Origin of the sequence: uncultured Campylobacter sp. (genome assembly GCF_937890585.1) — a bacterium.
Taxonomy (GTDB): Bacteria; Campylobacterota; Campylobacteria; order Campylobacterales; family Campylobacteraceae; genus Campylobacter_A.
This window is the reverse complement of record NZ_CALACG010000117.1, coordinates 1-18,345: the sequence shown is the minus strand read 5'-3', so window position 1 is coordinate 18,345 and position 18,345 is coordinate 1. Positions and strand designations below refer to the sequence as shown.

The window sequence follows — 18,345 nt, the reverse complement described above, 5'->3', positions numbered from 1 at the left end:
GATTGACAAACATTTGATGTTTTGTTTAGCGTGAAATCGGTTTCAGTAATTTTAAGCAGACTGGAGTATAAAAAACAAATACTTCTATTGAGACCAAAATATGTTCCTATAGTAGAATGAAGATTATTGTTAAAATTTAACTGTTTTATGGGAACTGCCGGAAGCATATTTTTATAGCCCTTAACTCTATAAGTAGGCTCTTCTATTCCATCATAAAACATTGACATAAATTCGGTTTTACCAATAGAAGCGATAGTATCATATGCTAATGATGATTTTCCGCTTCCAGAATATCCAATTATTAAATTTAATGAATTAGTTTCAATTTTTATATCAATATCTTTTAAATTATTAGTTTCTATACCCCAACATTCTATCATTTGATGTCTCCTTAAAGAGCCATAGTAAAAAACAATGTATATTTTTATATTTTTATATTTTTATATATCCAACTGCAGATAGCACCAGATATATCAAGACCTGTTAAGTCTTCTATCCAAAGCCATTGTCCAAAACAATTTATTTCTAAAAAAATCCACTCGTTGTCCGGTGTAACTATAAAATCAATAGCACCATATTCAAGCCCTAATTCTTTTAAAAACTGCTCAATTTTATTTTTTATATCATAAGGTGGAGTTATTAAGACATGTGGAGTTTTGGTTAGATCATATCTTCTCCAGTCATTTTTTGCTTTTTGTGATTTTTGTGAATCTATTTTACAAACTAGATGTTCATTTCCAACGACTGTATACCTTACTTCAAAATTCTTTTCTATATATTTTTGTAATACAACAGGATTTTCTTCGGTAGTACTAAAATTTTCTAGGTGCTCAACACCAATCCTATTTGTATAAAAGCCTCTCATTTCTCCATCTGGACATTGATATATATCTTGTTTCATAAGTTTTAATATAACATTGTTATCACATTTTTTTGCAAAATCAATAAGGTCGTTCTTGTTGTTAGAAACTAATGTGCTTGGCATTTTTAAACCAATTTTGTCTGCTATTTCTCTTTGATAATATTTATTTTCTCCGCGAAAAGCATTAGTTAGTGGATTTAACCATTTTTTACTTTTAAGACTTGTATATAGACCTAGTAATGTAGCGTTCCATTCGTTTTTCCAAATTTTAAAATCAATATCTTGTAAATTTATGTTTTCTTCAATTGTTAATTCTACAAATGGCCTTCTACACCAAATACAAGATATATCAGAGCTTTTTATCTCTATATCTTTTTGCTTTATAATCCAAATTGTATTGTTGTATGTTATGGTGGTATTTTTTAAAGACTCTACATCTAAATTGAATCTAAAATATTTTATACTATCGGCTATTTTAGATTCAACTATATTTGCATGAACATCAAAGTTATCACTTAGTATAAGCAACATTAAACGGCCATTAATCCTTCATTTGGTCTATCAGAGTCAGATCTGTTGTCTGTTTCGGCGGCATAGGTAGATTCTCTTGTAGAAGTAGAAGCTCCCGATGCAAAAATTTCGTATGCCTTATTGTTTGCTGGCTCCCATGACCAATCATCTTGATCGTTTAGATTAGAACTCATGGTTTCTAAAAATTGGCTTGCAAATACTTTCATTGTTTATCCTTTTTGTGGTTTTTGTGAAAAATCCTAGTATTTTACTATAAAAAACTTAAACAATAATTTTTGGTGGCCGGTGTTTTAAAGATATTAGATAGTTGTAGCTTTATAATATTTTTCTACTTGCATTTATTGTTATTATATCTCACTCTTTTTAATGGCTGCTTTTCTCTCAGTGTTTAGACTCAACTTAATACCATTTAGACGTTTTCATGATAGTAAAAATAGAATTACCGGCGGTCTTACTGCATATACTTTTATATTATTGCAAATAAAATAGTAGAGTTATTTTGTCTGCAGTTTTTATAACTTCTATTATTTTATAAGTTATTAAAGTATAAATAAGTTAATAAATATATAAAACTATTATATATAACAAATTGTTTATATTTAAAAGTTGTTAACATAGATTAAGTTATAATATTTTAAAACTTGTAAAGGAACTTTTATGAGAATAGCGGTAATTAACTCTAAAGGCGGAGTTGGTAAAACACCATTAGCCTTTAGTTTGGCTAAGGACCTAGGCTTAAATTTACAGACCAATGATAATTCCGTAGTCACTCAAATATATGATAAAGCGGTATTTTATAATCCTTGTAAGATAGTAGATGATACGGTTTATGATTTCGGCGGATTTGTAGCTCCTGGAGTACTAAGTATATTAAAAGAATGTGATTTTGTGATCATGCCAGTTACTCCTAAAATAAACTCCGTATTTAAAGCAGCAGAAACTTACAATCAAATAAAAGACTATGCTAGGAATATGATGGTTTTAGTGACGGACGTTGTAAATAAAGGAGATCTTGGAACTATTATAGGGGCCTTGAAGGGAGCTGGGTTTAAAAACGACGTCGAGTATATGCTTTTAAAAAGATCGGCCATATTTGAGAATGCTATTGCAAACGGCATGAGCTTTGCGGAACTTTATAATCAAAACGGTTTATCGAGATCCCAGTATAAAGACTTCTATTTGCAATACTATAAAATTATCGAATATATTAAAACCAAGGCTTTATCGTGAAAAATCTTTCAAATTTTAAACTAAACAACGATGTAACAATTGGGTTTGCGGAGGCGGACGATCAGACTGCAAAGTTAGATAAGATTTCCGAATTAGAAGCTGCTTTGGCCAAATATAAAAGACTAGGGCGCCCAAAATCAGAAAATCCGCCTACTCGCCAGATGACGGCGTATCTATCCGATGATGAGATGGAGTTTTTAACCAAAGAGGCTAAAGAAAAAGGCATCAGTAAGAATCAAGTGCTTAGAAATTTGATAGCCAAGCAAATAAACAGATAGTTTTATTGCTCTCAGATCCGATGATAGGCAATTAAGAAACTTATAAAAAATAGTAAGTATAATAGTAAGTATAAAATATAAAAGGGGTGGCGTGTCGAGTCTTGATAAATTAATCAAAAAACTTGAAAATAATCCGAAAAATGCAAGCTTTGACGACGTTAAGCGCCTGCTATTAAATCACGGATACGAATTAGATCACGTTAAAGGCTCGCACCATAAATTTAAAAAAGGCGGCGACACGATAGTTGTACCGTACCATAAGCCGATTAAAGAGATCTATGTTTTACAGATCTTAGCAAAAATAAGGGAGTCATGATGAAAAAAGACTTGAACTATTATTTAAACTTACCGTATACAATCACGATCAAAAGACTAGACGACGGAGATTATTTTGCTCAGTATGCAGATATGGGGCTAACTAAAAATAATCTAATGGCCGGCTGGGGAGCTACTGAAGCTGAAGCGATAGCGGATCTAAAAGAAGCCTTTGCTTGCTATGTCGAAGGGGCTCTTGAAAACAGTGAAAGTATCTATGAGCCGATTGATGAAAACGTTAAAGTTCGTATAAATTTGACTATACCCAAAGGCGTTTTAAATGCAATAGATGCAGTTACTAATAACCGCTCGGCATGGCTTAGCGATCTAGCTAAAAAGGCGTTGGCGGTATAATTTTACACACCTTGTTAATATATGGGCTAATCTCCATACTTTTCAAAAGTATTTTTAAAATGCCTAAAGTCGTCAAAAATCATGGCGGTCAAGTATCCGTCATCGACATTTAAAAGCTTTATTTCCAGCTGCTTGCCTTTTTGCTCGAAGCTTTGAATTTTTAGTACGTCTATAGCGTCCATTTTTTCATTGTATATGCGCAAATACCTGCCTATATACGCGTCAAAGTCATTAGCTGTTTTGCCAGTTATTGGATTGTTGTGCTTTAATTGTTTTAGCATATCCTTACGTTTTATGTCGCCGGCTATCGTATCTAAATTTCGGCGATTCTCTTTTTTATCGCGCTCGATGTCACTTATTTTTTGAGGCTCGAAATAAAATTCTAGTGCTTCAATAAATTTGCCGCTTTTTATCTTTTTTTACCATAAGCCCTTTAAAAGGCGTGCGACGCTGATCAAAAAGAGTGTGTTCTGATGATAGTTGTTTAATTACTGGTTTTAGAATTTGTCTATCTATATCTGTTGCACGATAGCTATCTGGAATACCCAAAAGCTCCATAAAATCTTTGTATTTTACATGCCAAAGCCCTGCCGTTTGATACTGTTTTAAGAAACGGTAAATTGTTTTTTTTGCGTATGTGCCACTTAAATTTACAAACTCCTCAAGCTCAAAGCGTGTAAATTGTGGCATAGCCTTTAAATAACGTTCTCTAAAAGCTTCTGAAACTTTTACATTTAAAACTTCACCATTTTTATCATCATAAATTTGCATTTTTGGAAAAATAATTTCTTGAACTGCTGCGTTTTTGTCGCTATTTCACTCATATGTATATTGAATTTTAAACTCTTGCAATACACCAAGGCTACTTAGCAAATTTGCTCTATAACCGCCCCTATCATTAATATTGGCCAATTCAAATAACTCTCTTGTAGGTATTTGAATGCCATCTTTGGCAGCTTCGTGACGTATTTTTGCTAAGATTGTAAAAAGTACGTTTAGTTGTGTTTCTTTTAAGGAGCTAAAATTTACCTTGTTTAATTCATTTGAATATTTTACAATTAAGAGTTTGTCCGCTTTTTTCTTATCTTTTTTATAAAGCTTTACATGCTCATCTTCAAATTTAGCCTGTTTTACCGCCAACTCTTTTTCAAATTTAGCGTAGGCCTCTTTAACCACCGGCGAATACTTCTCATAGTCAGTCATTACAAGGGTTTGAAGCTTTCTATAAACCCAGTATATCGAAGTATCATCAGCATCGTATGAGCCGTCTGAGTAGCCTTTTATAAAGCCATCAAGCCCCTCGTAATACGGCAAATAAACGCTAAGATCAGCCATGCCAAGAGCTACGTAGGTCACACGGCCAATCTCTTTTGGTAGCCACGGGCGCACCTGCATGACGTGAGACTCGTATGTTCTAAAGACACTTATGGCGCGGTAGATGTTTTTCTTATCTTCATCTTTGCTAGCGTAGTTGTCAAACGCAGTGCCGTCGTAGTGGGCTCTCATCGCAGCTTTTAGGTCTTCAACGCTTAGTTTTTTCTCTGGTTTTAAAAATACTGGAAATTTCTGACCATCGGCAAAGTCTTGTTTTAGACTTGGGTTAAACATACTTTGAACCCAGCAAACACGTGGGTAGTTGTAAGTCACATCTCTTTCATCGTCCCTTGTATAGGCCTTTGTAAAGTTAAATTCGCCATCTTTTGCAGGGTCATAAGTCTTGTTGTCAATCGCAAATTTGATCACATCTTTTGCACCCATGAAATTTGGATCATTCTCTTTGTAAGCGTGAAGTCTGCCTTGGTTTGCAGTGACGAAGTATTCATCTTGTGGGATCTTTGAAGCGATCCACTTGTGCCCTGTGCCTGTTTCAAAGTACCAAAGCTCATTTGCGTCGATAAATACCACGCCAAAGCCCTCTCCAGCGCCCTTTGTCTCCACTATCTCGCCAAGAAGCTTAACGCCCTCTTTTGCGCTCTTCATACGCGGCAAAAGCACGTCTGGGATGTCATCTTCTGTGATGCCACTCTCTTCATTGTATGGATCGATCTTTAAAAGCTCATCTTTTGCATAAATAGTCTCAGTGCCGCTTAGTCCAACTCCAGCTTCGTTGTAGCCAACTGCCCCATGAAGTTTTGTATGCGAATTTGCGATCGTTATATATCTCATGCCATCTTTTGGAAGTGGATATGTAAAATCATTTGCGCCGTCATGGGCTTTTGAGCTATGCATGCCAGTTTGGTTTTTCTTTGCTGGATGGATCAAAAAACTTGAGCCTTTATAACCTTGCTATCAGCACTTCTAGCTACTAACATAGATCCGTCGTTTGAAGCTTTATCTCCTACTAAAATGGTAGTGCATGCCAAGCTACTTGTGCCTAAAATCGCACTCATAGCGACGATCGATGCGAGAATTTTGCCTTTCATTTTTACTCCTTTAGTAAAATAAAATTTTCATATGTAATTATATGCCAAATTTAATAAATTAGTTCCGATTTTTAAAACTTTTTTAAGTTAAATGTAAATTTATTGCAAATTTTGTCTAAGTGAAATTTAAATTTTCTAAAGGATTTTTCGCTATAATCCAAAACTTACGCACTTGCGTATAAAATTTCAAAAAGGATTAGCATGCCAAAGATGAAAACCGTTCGCGGTGCTGCTAAGCGCTTTAAAGTAGGTAAAAATAAGATAAAAAGAGGCTCTGCTTTTAGAAGCCATATCTTAACAAAAAAACCTAGTAAGCGTATGAGAGATTTGCGTGGCCCACAATATGTGGACAGCACAAATGTCCCAGCCGTTCGCAAAATGCTCGGCGTATAAGCAGCTGTAGATTTAAGTTTTTGACAAAGAGTCATTCAAACTCCCCCAAATTTAGGGGCAAGACTCACTTTGTGAGCGCCAATTTGTAAAAGGATAAATATGGCAAGAGTAAAAACAGGCGTAGTTAGAAGAAGACGCCATAAGAAAGTTTTAAAGCTAGCACGTGGCTTTTTCAGTGCTAGACATAAACACTTTAGAAAAGCTAAAGAGCAACTAGAGAGAAGTTTAGTTTACGCATACCGCGACAGACGCCAGAAAAAACGTGATTTCAGACGTTTATGGATCGTTCGTATCAACGCAGCTTGCAGACTAAACGACATTAGCTATTCAAGATTTATCAACGGCTTAAATAAAGCTAAGATCGAACTTGATAGAAAAATTTTAGCTGATCTAGCTATGAATGACGCGAAGGCATTTGCGGCACTTGCAAAACAAGCAAAAGATGCTTTGAAATAACACCTTTTCTCCGCTTCGGCGGAGATCTTCTTTTTTATACTTTAAAATTTAATAACAAAAACTCTATAAAACTCTTTGTTTACACAAAATTTGATATGAAATTTAAATTTACTACCTGCGACTTTTACAAACTACTAGCCAAATTTAACTACACAGCAGCAAAAATAGCTAAATTTCAATACTCGTATCAAAGCAGTGTTTCACTGCTCCACTAAATAAAATTTTACCTTTTTCCAGCCTAAGACCAAGCTCCTCGCCGCTTTTTGGATAGACTTTTAGGCATTGCGCTGCGTTTAAATTTAAAGTAGCGCCGTAAAAGCAAGCTGCCATGCCAGTGCCACAAGCTAGCGTCTCGTCCTCCACGCCTCTTTCGTAGGTTCTTACCTTTAAAACTCCGCCATCAAATTTGGCTAAATTTACATTTGCGTTGTATTTTTGACGAAGCGCCCTGCACTCTTTGACGTCAAATTCATCTAAATTTTGCGTGAAATTTACAAGATGAGGCACCCCAGTATCGTAAAAATACCAAGTTTTGCCACTTTCATTTAGCGGTTTGCTTAAAATTTTTGGGCTTGTTAGCACGACCTCGACGCACTCACCTTTCACGCTTGCCATCACCTCGCCACTGCCAGTTAGCAGAGCAAATTCGCTTGAACTTACAAGGTCGTTTAGATAGGCATATCTAGCAGCCGCACGCGACCCGTTGCCACACATCGCAGCGTAGCTTCCGTCGCTGTTGTAAAACTCCCATTTCACGCCCTTTTCATAAGGCAAAAGCACGATGAGCCCATCAGCTCCCACGCCGTTTGTTCGGCTGCAAATTTGCCTTGCAAGCTCGCTTCTATCTTTGCTTAAAAATGTGTGAAAAATGACAAAATCATTGCCGCTAGCGTTATATTTTGAGACTTGTATGAGCCATCCTTTTATTTTTTGCGTGATTTTACTAAAATTTAGGTAAGAGTTGTTAATAAATTTAAAGGAGCCACCTTGAAGAGCTACATCTTAAATTTAGAAAAAGAGTTTTCTTTGATAGAAAATGGCTTTAAAGAGCAAGAAAGTAGGGCTTTGGCTGACTACAAAGCACATGGTAGAGAGTATTGTAAAAAGCTCGCATTTTTAGCCTACGACTCAGAGGTTTATCAGCTCAGAATGTACGCCGTTTTTCTCTTTGGGCACATATCAGATAGTGAAGAAATTTTGACGTTTATGAGAGATCAGGTTTCAAAAGATGAAAACTGGCGAGTTCAAGAGGTGCTGGCAAAGGCGTTTGATGAGTTTTGTAAAAAGGTTGGCTACGAGCAGGCACTTTTTACCATTGATAACTGGCTAGAAAATGGCAACGCAAATGCAAAAAGAGCCGTAAGTGAGGGGCTTAGGATATGGACAAATAGGCCCTATTTTAAAGATAACCCAGATGAGGCCATTAGGCGGCTAGCTAGTTTAAAAGACGATGCGAGTGAGTATCTTAGAAAATCAGTTGGCAATGCCTTAAAAGATATAAGCAAGAAATTTCCAAATTTAGTAAAAGCCGAGCTTGAAAGCTGGGATTTGGGTAGTAAAGAGGCCATGCAAACATATAAATTTGCTAGTAAATTTATCAAGAAATAGCGCAAATTTGCTTTAAAAATTTCTCTAGCTCCAGCTCTAAATTCTCCCTGTCGCCGCTATTATTGATGATGAAATTTGCCATTTCTCTCTTTTGCTCTATGTCCATCTGAAGCTCTACTCTAGCTTTTGCATCCTCTAAATTTAGAGCGTTTCGGCTCATTAGACGGCTTAGTAAAAGCTCTTTTGGCGCGTAGATAACGGCTACATTTTTAAACTCAGCGTAACGCTCTTGTTTTTCAAAAAACAAAGGAATATCGACAAAATAAATCTGCCCCAAACTCTCAAGCTGCGAGGCCTTTGATAAAATTTCAGCTTTTATCTTTGGATGCAAAATTTGCTCTAAATTTTTAAGCTTTTTTGGCTCACGAAAGACGATAGCGCCAAGCTTTTTGCGATCTATCTTGCCAGCTTCATCTAAAATTTGCTCGTCAAAAACTTCCACTATCTCGCCTTTGCAAATTTCAAGCTGCTCGTGTGCGATCACGTCTGCGTCGATCACACTAAAACCTCGCTCTTTTAGTAAATTTACAACCGTGCTTTTGCCGCTGGCGATCGAGCCCGTGATGACGTAGGCGTTTGGAAATTTCTGCAAAGTCGCTCCATTTTTGAAAATTGATAACAATTTTAGCAACTTTTGGCTAAAGTTTTAAAAAATAACCAAAAGGGCGAAAATGATAAGTTATAAAGATGCCGGAGTCGATATAGATGCTGGAAATAGCTTTGTTGAGGCGATCAAGCCTTTCGTAAAATCTACGCAAACACCAAACGTCATAGGCGGCATCGGATCATTTTCAGGTGCGGTCAGACTGCCAAGCGGATATAAAAATCCAGCCATTTTAGGTGCGACCGACGGCGTTGGCACGAAACTTCGTCTAGCTATCGACGCTAAGAAATTTGACGGCGTTGGCGAGGATCTAGTCGCTATGTGCGTAAATGACCTCATCTGCAACTTCGCCACACCACTCTTTTTCCTCGACTACTACGCGACTGCAAAACTTGAGATAGAGAGCGCCAAAGAGGTGGTAAAAAGCATCGCAAATGGCTGCAAAAAGGCGCAGTGCGCGCTGATAGGCGGTGAGACAGCCGAGATGCCGTCGATGTATGAAAAGGGCGACTTTGACCTTGCTGGATTTGCCGTGGGTATCGCCGAGGCTGACGAGATCGATAGAAGCAAATTTGTAAAAGCAAGCGATGTTTTAGTCGCACTTCCTAGTAGCGGCCTGCACTCAAATGGCTTTTCGCTTGCAAGAAAAGTAGTAAGCGAGCTTGGGCTTAAATTTGACGAAAAAGTGGGCGATAGAGCGCTCATCGACGTGCTTCTTGAGCCAACTAGAATTTACGTGAGCGACTTTTTAAAATTAAAAGATAAGATCACAGCAATGGCGCACATAACTGGTGGTGGCATAGTTGAAAACCTGCCTCGCGTCTTTCCTACTGGACTTGGCGCGAAGGTGCAAAAAAGCGCTATAAAAACGCCTGAAATTTTTAAAATCCTCGCGCAAAAAGTAGAAGAAAGCGAGATGATGAGGACATTTAACATGGGCATTGGCATGATCCTTGTTGTGCCTAAAGAAAACGTAGATGCTGTGCTAGCAAATAGCGATGGCTACGTGATCGGCGAAGTGGTAAGCGGCAAGGGCGTAGAGCTAGTTTGATGCACACAAATAGCGTAAAACGCCTGCAAAAAACTGAAAATAAGAGTTTTTTTGACCTTAGTGTCTATCAGTTTTTAGGCATGTTTGGCGTGCTAGAGAGCGATATCAAAAAGCTTGATTTTTATGATTATTGGTGTGAGGTCTCGCGAGGATCAGGCATGCTGCCTATCATGCAAGACAACGGCGAGGACGGCGATCTTTACGATGAGAGCTGTGAGGTGATCGACTGCCTTATCTACCTATATGATTGGGAGAAATTTAGCCGTATCTACATAAATATAGGAAAATAACTTGGCAAAGCAAAAAGCGAAAATCGCACCGATCTGGGCTAGAGTAAAGGCCTCTATCATCGATCTTTTCATCATCGGCATGCCGATATTTTACGCCACGACCTACCTTTTGCTAGGTGGCAAAGAGGCGTTTTTGCATAACCAGCTTGCCATCTTTGGCGTAAATAGCCTCATCTCATTTATAATGTGTCTATTTTTTAGCATAAAGGCACAGACTCCAGGCTACAAAGCGCAAGAAATTTATCTCATAAATTTACAAACCGGTAAAAAGCTAAGCCTTCTTCACGCGATCTTGCGTCAAATTTGCTTTGCATTTGCTGGCTTTAGCATCATCGGACTTTGCCTTTGCTTTTTTAGAAAAGACAAGCTAAATTTACACGACATCATCACCCATTCAGCCGCCGTGCAGAAGTCAAACTAATTTTTAGTCATAAAACCAACTATAAATGACCTATGTAGCGATATAAATAGAAAAATTTTTGATTAAATTTAGATGAAATTTAAGCACTTTGCGAGTAGAGTTTGACCTCATTTATCAAAAACTCATAGACTCTTTGCTGGACTAAAATTTCCTCCTCGCAGCCACTCATCAAGCGGCGAAGGTGCGAAAAGTCTATCTTTTTAGCATATCTTTTGTGGTCTTTCATATCTTTATCTATGCTTAAAAGAAGCGTGTCAAGCGTGATCCTATCGCTTCTTTTGACCCTTGCGACGTACTCTCTAACGGTTTGGATTAAGAAGTCTTTTCTAGTCTGATCGTTTTCATAAATTTCACTTACGATGTCGTTTAAAACGTCAAAATCATCCTCGTCTGGGTCAAATTTAGCCGAGATAATCGCAGCAAAAATTTTGGCACGAAACTCTAAAGACTTGTGGTGATAGATGAAAAAATCCCTAAAAGCCGATAAAAAACGAAGCTTGATCTTTCCTGGCATTACCCTACTTTTGGTGAAATTTATGTGAGATTATATACTCTTAAAGCTAAATTTTTAAAAATGTAACTATAAAACTAAATTTAAGTATAGTTTTTGTATGATTGCGAAGCTCCTTCTTAGACCTGTGCAATGCTTTTTATGAGCACCGCTTCAGGGTGGGAACACAGCAGAGCACTTGTATTAAGTGTGTGCCGCAGTCATCTGAGAGGGGGTCTTTCTAAACCAAAATGCTCATTAAAATCATCGCAAATTTCTAAAAAATCCACTCCGTCGATCTTAGGTTTTTCGCTAAAAAATTTATACATATTATTAAAGCCATCGGTTAGCTCTTTTGACTTGACGCCATAGCTTATGGAAATTCCAGCTTCGATGTAGGCTGAGAGCTTGTCGCAGTATTTTAGCGCTTTGCCATCTATCGGGTTAAATTTATCCTCATTTACATTCTCCATAGTCCCTTCATGGCAGATGATCTTGCGCTCATAAGTCCTATTTTCAAACTCATCTTTGATAAATTTCTCGCCATCTTTTCTGATGCCAAGGATGTAGCTAAACTCATCTTTGATCTTTTCAGGCACAAATGGCAAAATCCTCTCATCAATAAGCCTCATCTCATACTCGCTGATGATCTCATTTAGCCCCTTTACGCCGTATTTTACAGGGCTTATGATATCTCTTGTTAGGCTCTCTGGTAGGTCATGAAATAGTGCGCAAAAGAAGTTATTTTCCAAGCGTTTTTTGCAAGCTTTTGCTTTTAGTGAGTAAAAGTAGCTTAGTATCGCAACAACTAGCATATGTCCTAAGACCGCAGTTTCAGGGATGCGTGGCGTTTGTGCCCAGCGCTTTTGAAACCTTAACCTGCCACTTAGATCAACAAGGCGGGCTAATTTTTGATTCATAGCGATCTTTCTAACGCCGATTAGCTCGTAATAATCCTCCATCTCTTCCTCAACCTTCGCCTTAAGCTCGTCGATATCGCTTAAAAACTGGCTCGTTTGATAGACGATAGAAAATTCCCACCTTGTGGCAAGGTAGCTCGCCGCTTTTAGTATAAGGCGCTCTTTCTCGTGAGTTTTGTCGTTTTTATAGTGGTTTTTAAATCTCTCCAAAAACTCGCCGTCCTCGATATCTGAGATGAGCGTCTCAAGGTTGCTTAAAACCCAGCTATTTATCTGCTCTTTTTTTGTCTTTTGGATGTGGTGAAAGACGTCAGGGCGTATGTCTGTGACAACAACCCTGCTTAAAAACTCAAAAATTCCAGCCTCGATGATGTAGTTCATGTCGGCATTTTGCTCTTGTTTTGCTATGAAATAAGCGATGATAAATTTATGAGCCTGCTTGTCAAGCTCGACTAAATTTGTCATCTTTGGATAGTCGTTCCAACGTGATATAGATGCTGCTTTAAAGATATGTTCTATAAGCTTAGCACTTATCATTATTTATCCTTTTTGACTACTTTTGGCTTCTTATCATCAGCGTAGCTTATCTTTCTAAAACCCTCTTTGTTTGAGCTTTTTCTTGGCTTATCATCTTTTTTAAATTTATCATCTCTGCTGCCTCTGCTGCTAGCGCGATCGCTTGTGCTACGTCTCTCGCGCGGCTTGTCGCTAAAGCTTCTCTCCCTACTTCTTGGAGTGTATTCTTTCTCTTCAGCTGGCTTTTTTACCACTAGATCAGAGCTGATCTCGATAACCGTATGGACATTTCCACGTGGGTTAAAGTCGCCAACTATCTTCATAAATTTAGGCTCAAGCTTTTTTTCTAAAACAGAGTAAATTTCATTTATACTATCTTCGTGGCTGATGTTGCGGTTCATAAAGCTATTTATATAAAGCTTTATCGCTTTTAGCTCGACAACTAGCTTATTTGGGATGTACTCGAGGTATATGGTCGCAAAGTCAGGATAACCAGAGCGAGGGCAAAGGCAGCAAAACTCAGGCAGAGTGATCTTTATGACATAGTCCCTTGTTTGTTTATTTTCCCAGACCTCAAGGTCACTCTCTACGTCAAATTCTTTTAAAATTTTCTCGCCATACTTCATCTCTTCACTCATTTTTTATCCTTTATTTTTTGCTAATTAGGTCAAATTTAAATTTGATCACCTTTTAAATATCTAAGTGTTTAACATCTTTTGCGTGGTCTTGGATGTAATTTCTTCTTGGCTCGACCTCATCGCCCATAAAGAGATTAAACGTATCAGAAGCACTTATAGCATCGTTTATATCGATCTTTAAAAGTCTTCTGTTCTCAGGGTTCATAGTTGTCTCCCAAAGTTGCTCAGGGTTCATCTCACCAAGACCTTTGTAGCGCTGGATATATGCACCTTTTTTCGCATTTTTCTCTACTTCATCAAGCACATCTATAACGTCACTATGCAAGTCTAGACCGCGCTCTTTTATCTTTTGGCTGATGTAAAGCGCCTCTTCATAGAGTGGATTTGTAAATAAATTTTCATTTACCACAAGCTCTTCTAGGCCGCTTTCAGTTTGGACATAAATTCTAACCTCATCTTCGCTAACGTAGTGGTTTAGTATGTTATGACCCTCAGCTTTTAAGAAGTCTCTTAAAATTTCAAAAATTTCATTGTAGCTTTTTGAGACGATGTCTGGATTTTCTATCATATAGCGGATCGCTGAAAGGACGTTAAAGCGTTTTTCAAGCTCTTTTAAGACGCTTCTATAAGCTGCAACGATCTTTAGAAAGTCGATGAGATCCGCACTGCCGATACCCTCTATATCAACGCCCTCGATACCAGTTTCGATAAGAAATTCATTTAGTGCCTTTTCATCTTTTAGATAAATTTCTTTTTTACCTTTTTTATAGCGGTAAAGTGGCGGCTGAGCTAGGTAGATGTGGCCGTTTTCTACAACTTTATTTAAAAATCTAAAGAAGAAAGTTAAAAGCAGTGTCTGAATGTGGCTACCATCGACGTCGGCATCGGTCATGATGATGATCTTATGATATCTAAGCTTCTCAGCGTCAAATTCATCTCCGATACCGCAGCCTAGAGCTGTTATCATATTTTTTATCTCATCAGACTTTAAAATTTTATCCAGTCTTGCCTTTTCAACGTTTAGAATTTTACCCTTAAGCGGCAATATCGCTTGGAAAACTCTATCACGACCCTGCTTTGCAGAACCGCCCGCAGAGTCGCCCTCCACTAGATATAGCTCGCTAATTATTGGGTCTTTACTCTGGCAGTCAGCTAGTTTGCCAGGGAGCGTGCCTACGCTCATGCTCTCTTTTTTACGAGTTAGATCCCTAGCTTTTTTAGCAGCTTCTCTACCACGAGCTGCCATTAGAGCTTTATCCATTATCGCTCTTGCTTCAATAGGATTTTCTTCAAAATACTTTGTAAGCACGTCAAAAACCATCTTTTGAACGATAGGTTTTACGTAGCTTGAGCCTAGTTTGCCCTTTGTTTGTCCCTCAAACTGCGGCTCTGGCACTTTTACGCTCACAACAGCGATAAGTCCCTCGCGGATATCTTCGCCAGTTATCTTTGTATCTTTTTCACGTGCAGCAGCGTTTGCTTGAACGTAGTTTGTGATAACTCTTGTAAGGCCCGCTCTAAAGCCAGCCTCGTGCGTACCACCATCTGGAGTTTTGATGTTATTTACAAAGCTTAGTAAATTTTCACTATAAGTGTCATTATAAAGCAGCGCAAAATCAACCATAACATCATCTTCACCGCCGCTAAATGAGACCGCTTTGCTGACAGCGTTTGCCTTATTCATATCAGTTACAAAGCTCTCAAGTCCTCCTTCAAAATGAAAGCTCTCGCTTCTGCCATTTCTTTGATCTTTGAAATTTATAGTTATCTTTGGGTTTAGATAGGCTAGCTCACGAAATCTTTTTACTAAAATTTCATCGTCAAATTCAGTCACTTCAAATATACTATCATCTGGCCAAAACTCAACTTGCGTACCTGTGCGGTTTGTAGTTTTTATCACTTCAAGATCGCTTTGTGGGATACCACATGAGAACTCTTGCCTATGAAGTTTGCCATCACGTTTGATATTTACGATTAGCTTTTTAGAAAGGGCATTTACAACAGATACACCAACGCCGTGAAGACCGCCTGAGACTTTATAAGTATCTTTGTCAAATTTACCACCAGCGTGAAGCACAGTTAGAACAACAGTCGCAGCTGAAATTTTCTCAGTCGGGTGCATATCTACTGGGATACCACGACCATTATCGCTAATGATCGCTGAGCCCTCACGTGTAAGCTCAACATCTATCGTATCGCAGTATCCTGCCATCGCTTCGTCGATAGAGTTATCAACGACTTCGTAGATCATGTGGTGAAGACCGCTTATGTTAGTATCGCCTATATACATGCCTGGGCGCTTCCTGACCGCCTCAAGCCCTTTTAGTACTTTAATATTTTCTGCGCCGTAATTATTTTCCATCATAAACCTTTTTTAACTTATATATTTAATGGACTTATAACTGTTAAAAGCTCTTTTGAGCTAACAACGAAAGGTAAATTTTTATCTTTAAATCCAAACTCAAATTTCTCATCTTCTATGCTTTGTAGGAAGTCTATTAAATTTCTATTTTTTACATTTATGCTGATATCTTCTTCAAGTCCAGTTTGAAACTCTATCATCGTTTTGGCTTCAGAGTTATCCTCTATGATGCTCTCAAAGGTGATGCTCTCTTTTGAAAAAGTTATCTTCATCTGATCGCTTAGCATAGAAATAGTCTTTATACCCTCAACCATCTTATCTCTGCTTAGCTCAAATCTTATAGCGATATCTTTTGGTATAACGCGTTCATAGTCAGGGAATTTGCCATTTATCAGTTTTGTGAAAAACTCAAAATTTTGGCTTTGAGCGATGAGGACGTTTTCATCATAGTAAATTTCTATCTTGTCAAAAAATAGCTTTTGAATTTCATTTATCGCTTTTTTAGGGATGATCAGTGAAAACTCATTGCTCGCTTCATTTGCAAATTTAAATACAGCTAGCCTTTTTGTATCAGTACCTACTATATTTATATAGTTTTGTTTTATGTCAAGTAAGGCGCCGTTTAGCTCAAATTTAGGGTTGTTGCTATCGATGCACGGCAAAATTTTCTTTAAGCTTCTGCCTAGCATTATGGCGTCTATGTCAAATTTAGCCTTTCCTTCTATCGTTGGAAACTCTGGGAAGTCTTCAAATTTATACATTGGAAGTTTGTATTTTGAGTTTTTTTGCTTGATGTAAAGATAGTTATTAACAGTTTCAAGCGTTACCTCTTCATCTTTTAGGCTTTTGATGATGTCAAGTAGCTTTTTGCCATTTGCAGTTGCATAGCCCTCATCAACGATCTTTGCGTTGCTTAGTTTATATGCTAGTCCTATCTCGTGATCAGTCGCTTTTATGTTTAAAACTCCATCTTTTGCTGAAATGTAGATGTGAGAAGTGATAGCACTAAGATCTCTTTTTTCGAGATATGGATTAGTGTTTGTTACTATGCTCTCAAGCATGTTTTTGTTTATTAAAACCTTCATTAAATACTCCCTCTTATTTTTAATTTTCTTTTTGTTGTATTAGTTGGTAGCGTGAAAGTGTGAAAACCATCTTTTCTCACGCCAGCATCGTTATTTAAAATGTGAAAAGAATTTTTCATTTCTTCACATTTATTCACGAATTTCATTCTGTTTTTATCCTTTTGTTAAAATTTTGTTCTTTATCTCAGTCACTCTGAGATTGAAAATTTCGTTGCTCTCCATGAGCTCGTTTATCTTTTTTATGTTGTGACTAACGGCACTATGGTCTTTCATGCCAAAATAGTTTGCGATCTGCGGCATCGAATTTGTAGTGAGCATCTTTGCAAGGTAGATGATGATGCGTCTAGCCTCTACGATGTTTTGCACTCTTGACTTGCTTTTTATGTCGCTTGGCTTGATGTTTAGCTCTTTGCTAACGATCTCTATAATGGTTTCAAGATTTATATTTTCATGCTTCTCTTTGATGAGATCTTTTAGTGTATTTTTAGCAAATTCAAGCGTTATCTCAACTCTCATCAAGCTTGCATAGGCGTTTAAATTTATGATAGCGCCCTCGATCTCACGGATATTATCGCCCATGTTTGTAGCGATGTAGTCGATGACCTCTTTGTTTAGATAAATTTTGTCAAATTCACATTTTTTGATGATGATAGCTATCTTTGTATCAAGCTCAGGTGGCGTGATATCAGCCATTATGCTTTGTTCAAACCTTGACTTTAGCCTCTCATCAAAGCCTTTTAGTATCTTTGCTGGGCGGTCTGAGGTCATGACGATCTGACCTTTTTTGGCGATGAGCTCGTTAAAGGTGTTGAAAAACTCCTCTTGAATTTTATCTGTTTTGCCAAGAAACTGCACGTCGTCTATTAGTAAAACGTCGCAGTTTCGGTATTTTTCACGAAATTTAGTCATCGAGTGGCTATTTAGATGCGTGGTAAAGTCAATCATAAACTGATCGCTCGTCACGCAGATAACGACCTTACCTTGATCTAGGCAGTAGTTGCCAACTGACTGAAGCAGGTGCGTCTTGCCAAGGCCAGTTGTGCCATATATAAAAAGTGGGTTGTAAAGCACGCCAGGCTTGTCCGCGACTGCTTTTGCGTTTAAAAATGCAAACTGATTTGAGTCGCCGCAGACAAAATTTTCAAATGTATATCCAGGGTTTAAAATGCTGCTTTGCGCCTTGATCTGCTTTACATTTACTTGGTTTTGTTTTATATTTTTTAGCTTTGTTTGGCTTGTTATCTCGACCTCTGGCTTTTTGCCGGTTTTTACTTCGTAAAGGTAGGCGATCTTTTCTGCGTATCTAGTTTTTATAAATTTAGCCATCAATTCACTCGTGGCGTTAAAAACTATAAAATCTTCGTTTGAAGCCTTTTCATTAAATTTTAATTGTTTGATGTAGCAGTCAAATTCATTAGCTGATATTTTTGTCTGTAAAAGCTCTAAAATCTCGTCTGCTAGCAAATTTCAACCCTTTTTATTTAATGAATTTTATTAGCGATTTTATCTTAAATTTAA

22 protein-coding genes, 1 other RNA gene and 3 pseudogenes are annotated in these 18,345 nt (G+C 37.6%); 11 read left to right on the top strand and 15 right to left on the bottom strand.

The window, feature by feature from the left end:
- The 3 genes and pseudogenes from Q0296_RS03450 to Q0296_RS03440 all read right to left on the bottom strand — a co-directional run.
- Positions 1-380, bottom strand: a pseudogene (locus tag Q0296_RS03450) (hypothetical protein); the annotation flags it as partial.
- Positions 381-424: 44 nt separating this feature from the next.
- Positions 425-1,393, bottom strand: a complete 969-nt coding sequence (locus tag Q0296_RS03445; protein WP_298036545.1) for an MvdC/MvdD family ATP grasp protein — start codon at positions 1,391-1,393, stop codon at positions 425-427.
- Positions 1,393-1,599: a hypothetical protein gene (locus Q0296_RS03440; protein WP_298036543.1), complete on the bottom strand. Its 207-nt coding sequence runs from the start codon at positions 1,597-1,599 to the stop codon at positions 1,393-1,395. Before Q0296_RS03440 ends, Q0296_RS03445 begins: the two co-directional genes overlap by 1 nt.
- Before the next feature lie 451 nt (positions 1,600-2,050).
- Here Q0296_RS03440 and Q0296_RS03435 point away from each other — a divergent pair, with 451 nt between their 5' ends.
- The 4 genes from Q0296_RS03435 (at position 2,051) to Q0296_RS03420 (ending at position 3,570) form a co-directional block, all read left to right on the top strand.
- On the top strand, positions 2,051-2,623 hold the full coding sequence (locus Q0296_RS03435; RefSeq protein WP_298036541.1) for a hypothetical protein: 573 nt from the start codon (positions 2,051-2,053) through the stop codon (positions 2,621-2,623).
- Positions 2,620-2,901 carry a hypothetical protein gene (locus tag Q0296_RS03430; protein WP_298036539.1) on the top strand — a complete coding sequence of 94 codons (282 nt, stop codon included), beginning with the start codon at positions 2,620-2,622 and terminating at the stop codon, positions 2,899-2,901. Before Q0296_RS03435 ends, Q0296_RS03430 begins: the two co-directional genes overlap by 4 nt.
- A 91-nt stretch (positions 2,902-2,992) precedes the next feature.
- Positions 2,993-3,217, top strand: coding sequence for a type II toxin-antitoxin system HicA family toxin (locus tag Q0296_RS03425; RefSeq protein ID WP_185899107.1), 225 nt, complete (start codon positions 2,993-2,995; stop codon positions 3,215-3,217).
- Positions 3,217-3,570 (top strand): type II toxin-antitoxin system HicB family antitoxin, encoded by a 354-nt coding sequence (locus tag Q0296_RS03420; protein ID WP_298036536.1) that lies wholly within the window; start codon positions 3,217-3,219, stop codon positions 3,568-3,570. Before Q0296_RS03425 ends, Q0296_RS03420 begins: the two co-directional genes overlap by 1 nt.
- 26 nt (positions 3,571-3,596) lie before the next feature.
- On the opposite strand, the gene Q0296_RS03415 is transcribed toward Q0296_RS03420, so the two are convergent.
- From Q0296_RS03415 to Q0296_RS03405, 4 genes and pseudogenes are all read right to left on the bottom strand, one after another.
- Positions 3,597-3,851, bottom strand: a complete 255-nt coding sequence (locus Q0296_RS03415; RefSeq protein ID WP_298036534.1) for a hypothetical protein — start codon at positions 3,849-3,851, stop codon at positions 3,597-3,599.
- Between the two features lie 109 nt (positions 3,852-3,960).
- On the bottom strand, positions 3,961-4,128 hold the full coding sequence (locus tag Q0296_RS11535) for a hypothetical protein (RefSeq protein WP_366939720.1): 168 nt from the start codon (positions 4,126-4,128) through the stop codon (positions 3,961-3,963).
- A 105-nt stretch (positions 4,129-4,233) separates the two neighbouring features.
- Positions 4,234-4,569 (bottom strand): annotated as a pseudogene (locus Q0296_RS11530) (RepB family plasmid replication initiator protein); the annotation flags it as partial.
- Positions 4,546-5,993, bottom strand: a pseudogene (locus Q0296_RS03405) (C69 family dipeptidase); the annotation flags it as partial. The pseudogenes Q0296_RS03405 and Q0296_RS11530, both read right to left, overlap by 24 nt.
- 201 nt (positions 5,994-6,194) lie before the next feature.
- Here Q0296_RS03405 and rpmI point away from each other — a divergent pair.
- Together rpmI and rplT are read left to right on the top strand one after the other, a co-directional pair.
- A complete protein-coding gene (gene rpmI / locus Q0296_RS03395; protein WP_012000969.1) occupies positions 6,195-6,386 on the top strand; it encodes a 50S ribosomal protein L35 in 192 nt (63 codons plus the stop codon).
- Between the two features lie 99 nt (positions 6,387-6,485).
- Positions 6,486-6,842 carry a 50S ribosomal protein L20 gene (gene rplT / locus Q0296_RS03390; RefSeq protein ID WP_004317321.1) on the top strand — a complete coding sequence of 119 codons (357 nt, stop codon included), beginning with the start codon at positions 6,486-6,488 and terminating at the stop codon, positions 6,840-6,842.
- Positions 6,843-7,010: 168 nt separating this feature from the next.
- Here rplT and dapF read toward each other — a convergent pair whose 3' ends face one another.
- Complete coding sequence (gene dapF, locus Q0296_RS03385; RefSeq protein ID WP_298036547.1) at positions 7,011-7,754, bottom strand: diaminopimelate epimerase; 744 nt, start codon at positions 7,752-7,754, stop codon at positions 7,011-7,013.
- A 75-nt stretch (positions 7,755-7,829) separates the two neighbouring features.
- Between dapF and Q0296_RS03380 the strand changes: the two genes are divergently transcribed.
- Positions 7,830-8,450, top strand: a complete 621-nt coding sequence (locus Q0296_RS03380; RefSeq protein WP_298036523.1) for a DNA alkylation repair protein — start codon at positions 7,830-7,832, stop codon at positions 8,448-8,450.
- Here the strand turns inward: Q0296_RS03380 and coaE are convergent.
- Entirely contained in the window at positions 8,440-9,042 is a 603-nt protein-coding gene (coaE, locus tag Q0296_RS03375) for a dephospho-CoA kinase (protein ID WP_298036520.1), read from the bottom strand. The two genes, Q0296_RS03380 and coaE, sit on opposite strands and share 11 nt — an antisense overlap.
- A gap of 79 nt (positions 9,043-9,121) precedes the next feature.
- Here coaE and purM point away from each other — a divergent pair, with 79 nt between their 5' ends.
- The 3 genes from purM to Q0296_RS03360 are packed head-to-tail and all read left to right on the top strand — an operon-like array spanning position 9,122 to position 10,816.
- Positions 9,122-10,105, top strand: a complete 984-nt coding sequence (gene purM, locus Q0296_RS03370; RefSeq protein WP_298036518.1) for a phosphoribosylformylglycinamidine cyclo-ligase — start codon at positions 9,122-9,124, stop codon at positions 10,103-10,105.
- Positions 10,102-10,395 (top strand): hypothetical protein, encoded by a 294-nt coding sequence (locus Q0296_RS03365; protein ID WP_298036515.1) that lies wholly within the window; start codon positions 10,102-10,104, stop codon positions 10,393-10,395. Before purM ends, Q0296_RS03365 begins: the two co-directional genes overlap by 4 nt.
- A 1-nt stretch (position 10,396) precedes the next feature.
- Positions 10,397-10,816 carry an RDD family protein gene (locus Q0296_RS03360; RefSeq protein WP_298036513.1) on the top strand — a complete coding sequence of 140 codons (420 nt, stop codon included), beginning with the start codon at positions 10,397-10,399 and terminating at the stop codon, positions 10,814-10,816.
- A 79-nt stretch (positions 10,817-10,895) separates the two neighbouring features.
- Here the strand turns inward: Q0296_RS03360 and Q0296_RS03355 are convergent, their stop codons facing one another.
- The gene (locus Q0296_RS03355) at positions 10,896-11,330 is read right to left on the bottom strand and encodes a hypothetical protein (protein ID WP_107936077.1); all 435 of its coding nucleotides are present in this window, start codon (positions 11,328-11,330) and stop codon (positions 10,896-10,898) included.
- A 113-nt stretch (positions 11,331-11,443) separates the two neighbouring features.
- On the opposite strand from Q0296_RS03355, the gene ffs reads away from it, so the two are divergent.
- Positions 11,444-11,541: signal recognition particle sRNA small type (gene ffs / locus Q0296_RS03350), an RNA gene on the top strand.
- Here the strand turns inward: ffs and Q0296_RS03345 are convergent.
- The 5 genes from Q0296_RS03345 to dnaA all read right to left on the bottom strand — a co-directional run bounded on the left by Q0296_RS03345 (position 11,528) and on the right by dnaA (position 18,291).
- Entirely contained in the window at positions 11,528-12,763 is a 1,236-nt protein-coding gene (locus Q0296_RS03345) for an HD domain-containing protein (protein WP_021092473.1), read from the bottom strand. The two genes, ffs and Q0296_RS03345, sit on opposite strands and share 14 nt — an antisense overlap.
- The gene (gene queF, locus Q0296_RS03340; protein ID WP_298036507.1) at positions 12,763-13,380 is read right to left on the bottom strand and encodes a preQ(1) synthase; all 618 of its coding nucleotides are present in this window, start codon (positions 13,378-13,380) and stop codon (positions 12,763-12,765) included. Before queF ends, Q0296_RS03345 begins: the two co-directional genes overlap by 1 nt.
- 52 nt (positions 13,381-13,432) lie before the next feature.
- Positions 13,433-15,742, bottom strand: coding sequence for a DNA topoisomerase (ATP-hydrolyzing) subunit B (gene gyrB / locus Q0296_RS03335; RefSeq protein ID WP_298036505.1), 2,310 nt, complete (start codon positions 15,740-15,742; stop codon positions 13,433-13,435).
- Positions 15,743-15,759: 17 nt separating this feature from the next.
- Positions 15,760-16,827: a DNA polymerase III subunit beta gene (dnaN, locus tag Q0296_RS03330; RefSeq protein WP_021088742.1), complete on the bottom strand. Its 1,068-nt coding sequence runs from the start codon at positions 16,825-16,827 to the stop codon at positions 15,760-15,762.
- A gap of 153 nt (positions 16,828-16,980) precedes the next feature.
- Complete coding sequence (gene dnaA, locus Q0296_RS03325) at positions 16,981-18,291, bottom strand: chromosomal replication initiator protein DnaA (RefSeq protein ID WP_002940543.1); 1,311 nt, start codon at positions 18,289-18,291, stop codon at positions 16,981-16,983.
- Positions 18,292-18,345: the final 54 nt, after the last annotated feature.

Coding starts and splice junctions, on each gene's coding strand:
- Q0296_RS03445 (WP_298036545.1), bottom strand. CDS start 1,393: ATGTTGCTTATACTAAGTGATAACTTTGATGTTCATGCAAATATAGTT.
- Q0296_RS03440 (WP_298036543.1), bottom strand. CDS start 1,599: ATGAAAGTATTTGCAAGCCAATTTTTAGAAACCATGAGTTCTAATCTA.
- Q0296_RS03435 (WP_298036541.1), top strand. CDS start 2,051: ATGAGAATAGCGGTAATTAACTCTAAAGGCGGAGTTGGTAAAACACCA.
- Q0296_RS03420 (WP_298036536.1), top strand. CDS start 3,217: ATGAAAAAAGACTTGAACTATTATTTAAACTTACCGTATACAATCACG.
- Q0296_RS03415 (WP_298036534.1), bottom strand. CDS start 3,851: ATGCTAAAACAATTAAAGCACAACAATCCAATAACTGGCAAAACAGCT.
- Q0296_RS11535 (WP_366939720.1), bottom strand. CDS start 4,128: ATGGAGCTTTTGGGTATTCCAGATAGCTATCGTGCAACAGATATAGAT.
- rpmI (WP_012000969.1), top strand. CDS start 6,195: ATGCCAAAGATGAAAACCGTTCGCGGTGCTGCTAAGCGCTTTAAAGTA.
- rplT (WP_004317321.1), top strand. CDS start 6,486: ATGGCAAGAGTAAAAACAGGCGTAGTTAGAAGAAGACGCCATAAGAAA.
- purM (WP_298036518.1), top strand. CDS start 9,122: ATGATAAGTTATAAAGATGCCGGAGTCGATATAGATGCTGGAAATAGC.
- Q0296_RS03355 (WP_107936077.1), bottom strand. CDS start 11,330: ATGCCAGGAAAGATCAAGCTTCGTTTTTTATCGGCTTTTAGGGATTTT.
- Q0296_RS03345 (WP_021092473.1), bottom strand. CDS start 12,763: ATGATAAGTGCTAAGCTTATAGAACATATCTTTAAAGCAGCATCTATA.
- queF (WP_298036507.1), bottom strand. CDS start 13,380: ATGAGTGAAGAGATGAAGTATGGCGAGAAAATTTTAAAAGAATTTGAC.
- gyrB (WP_298036505.1), bottom strand. CDS start 15,742: ATGGAAAATAATTACGGCGCAGAAAATATTAAAGTACTAAAAGGGCTT.
- dnaN (WP_021088742.1), bottom strand. CDS start 16,827: ATGAAGGTTTTAATAAACAAAAACATGCTTGAGAGCATAGTAACAAAC.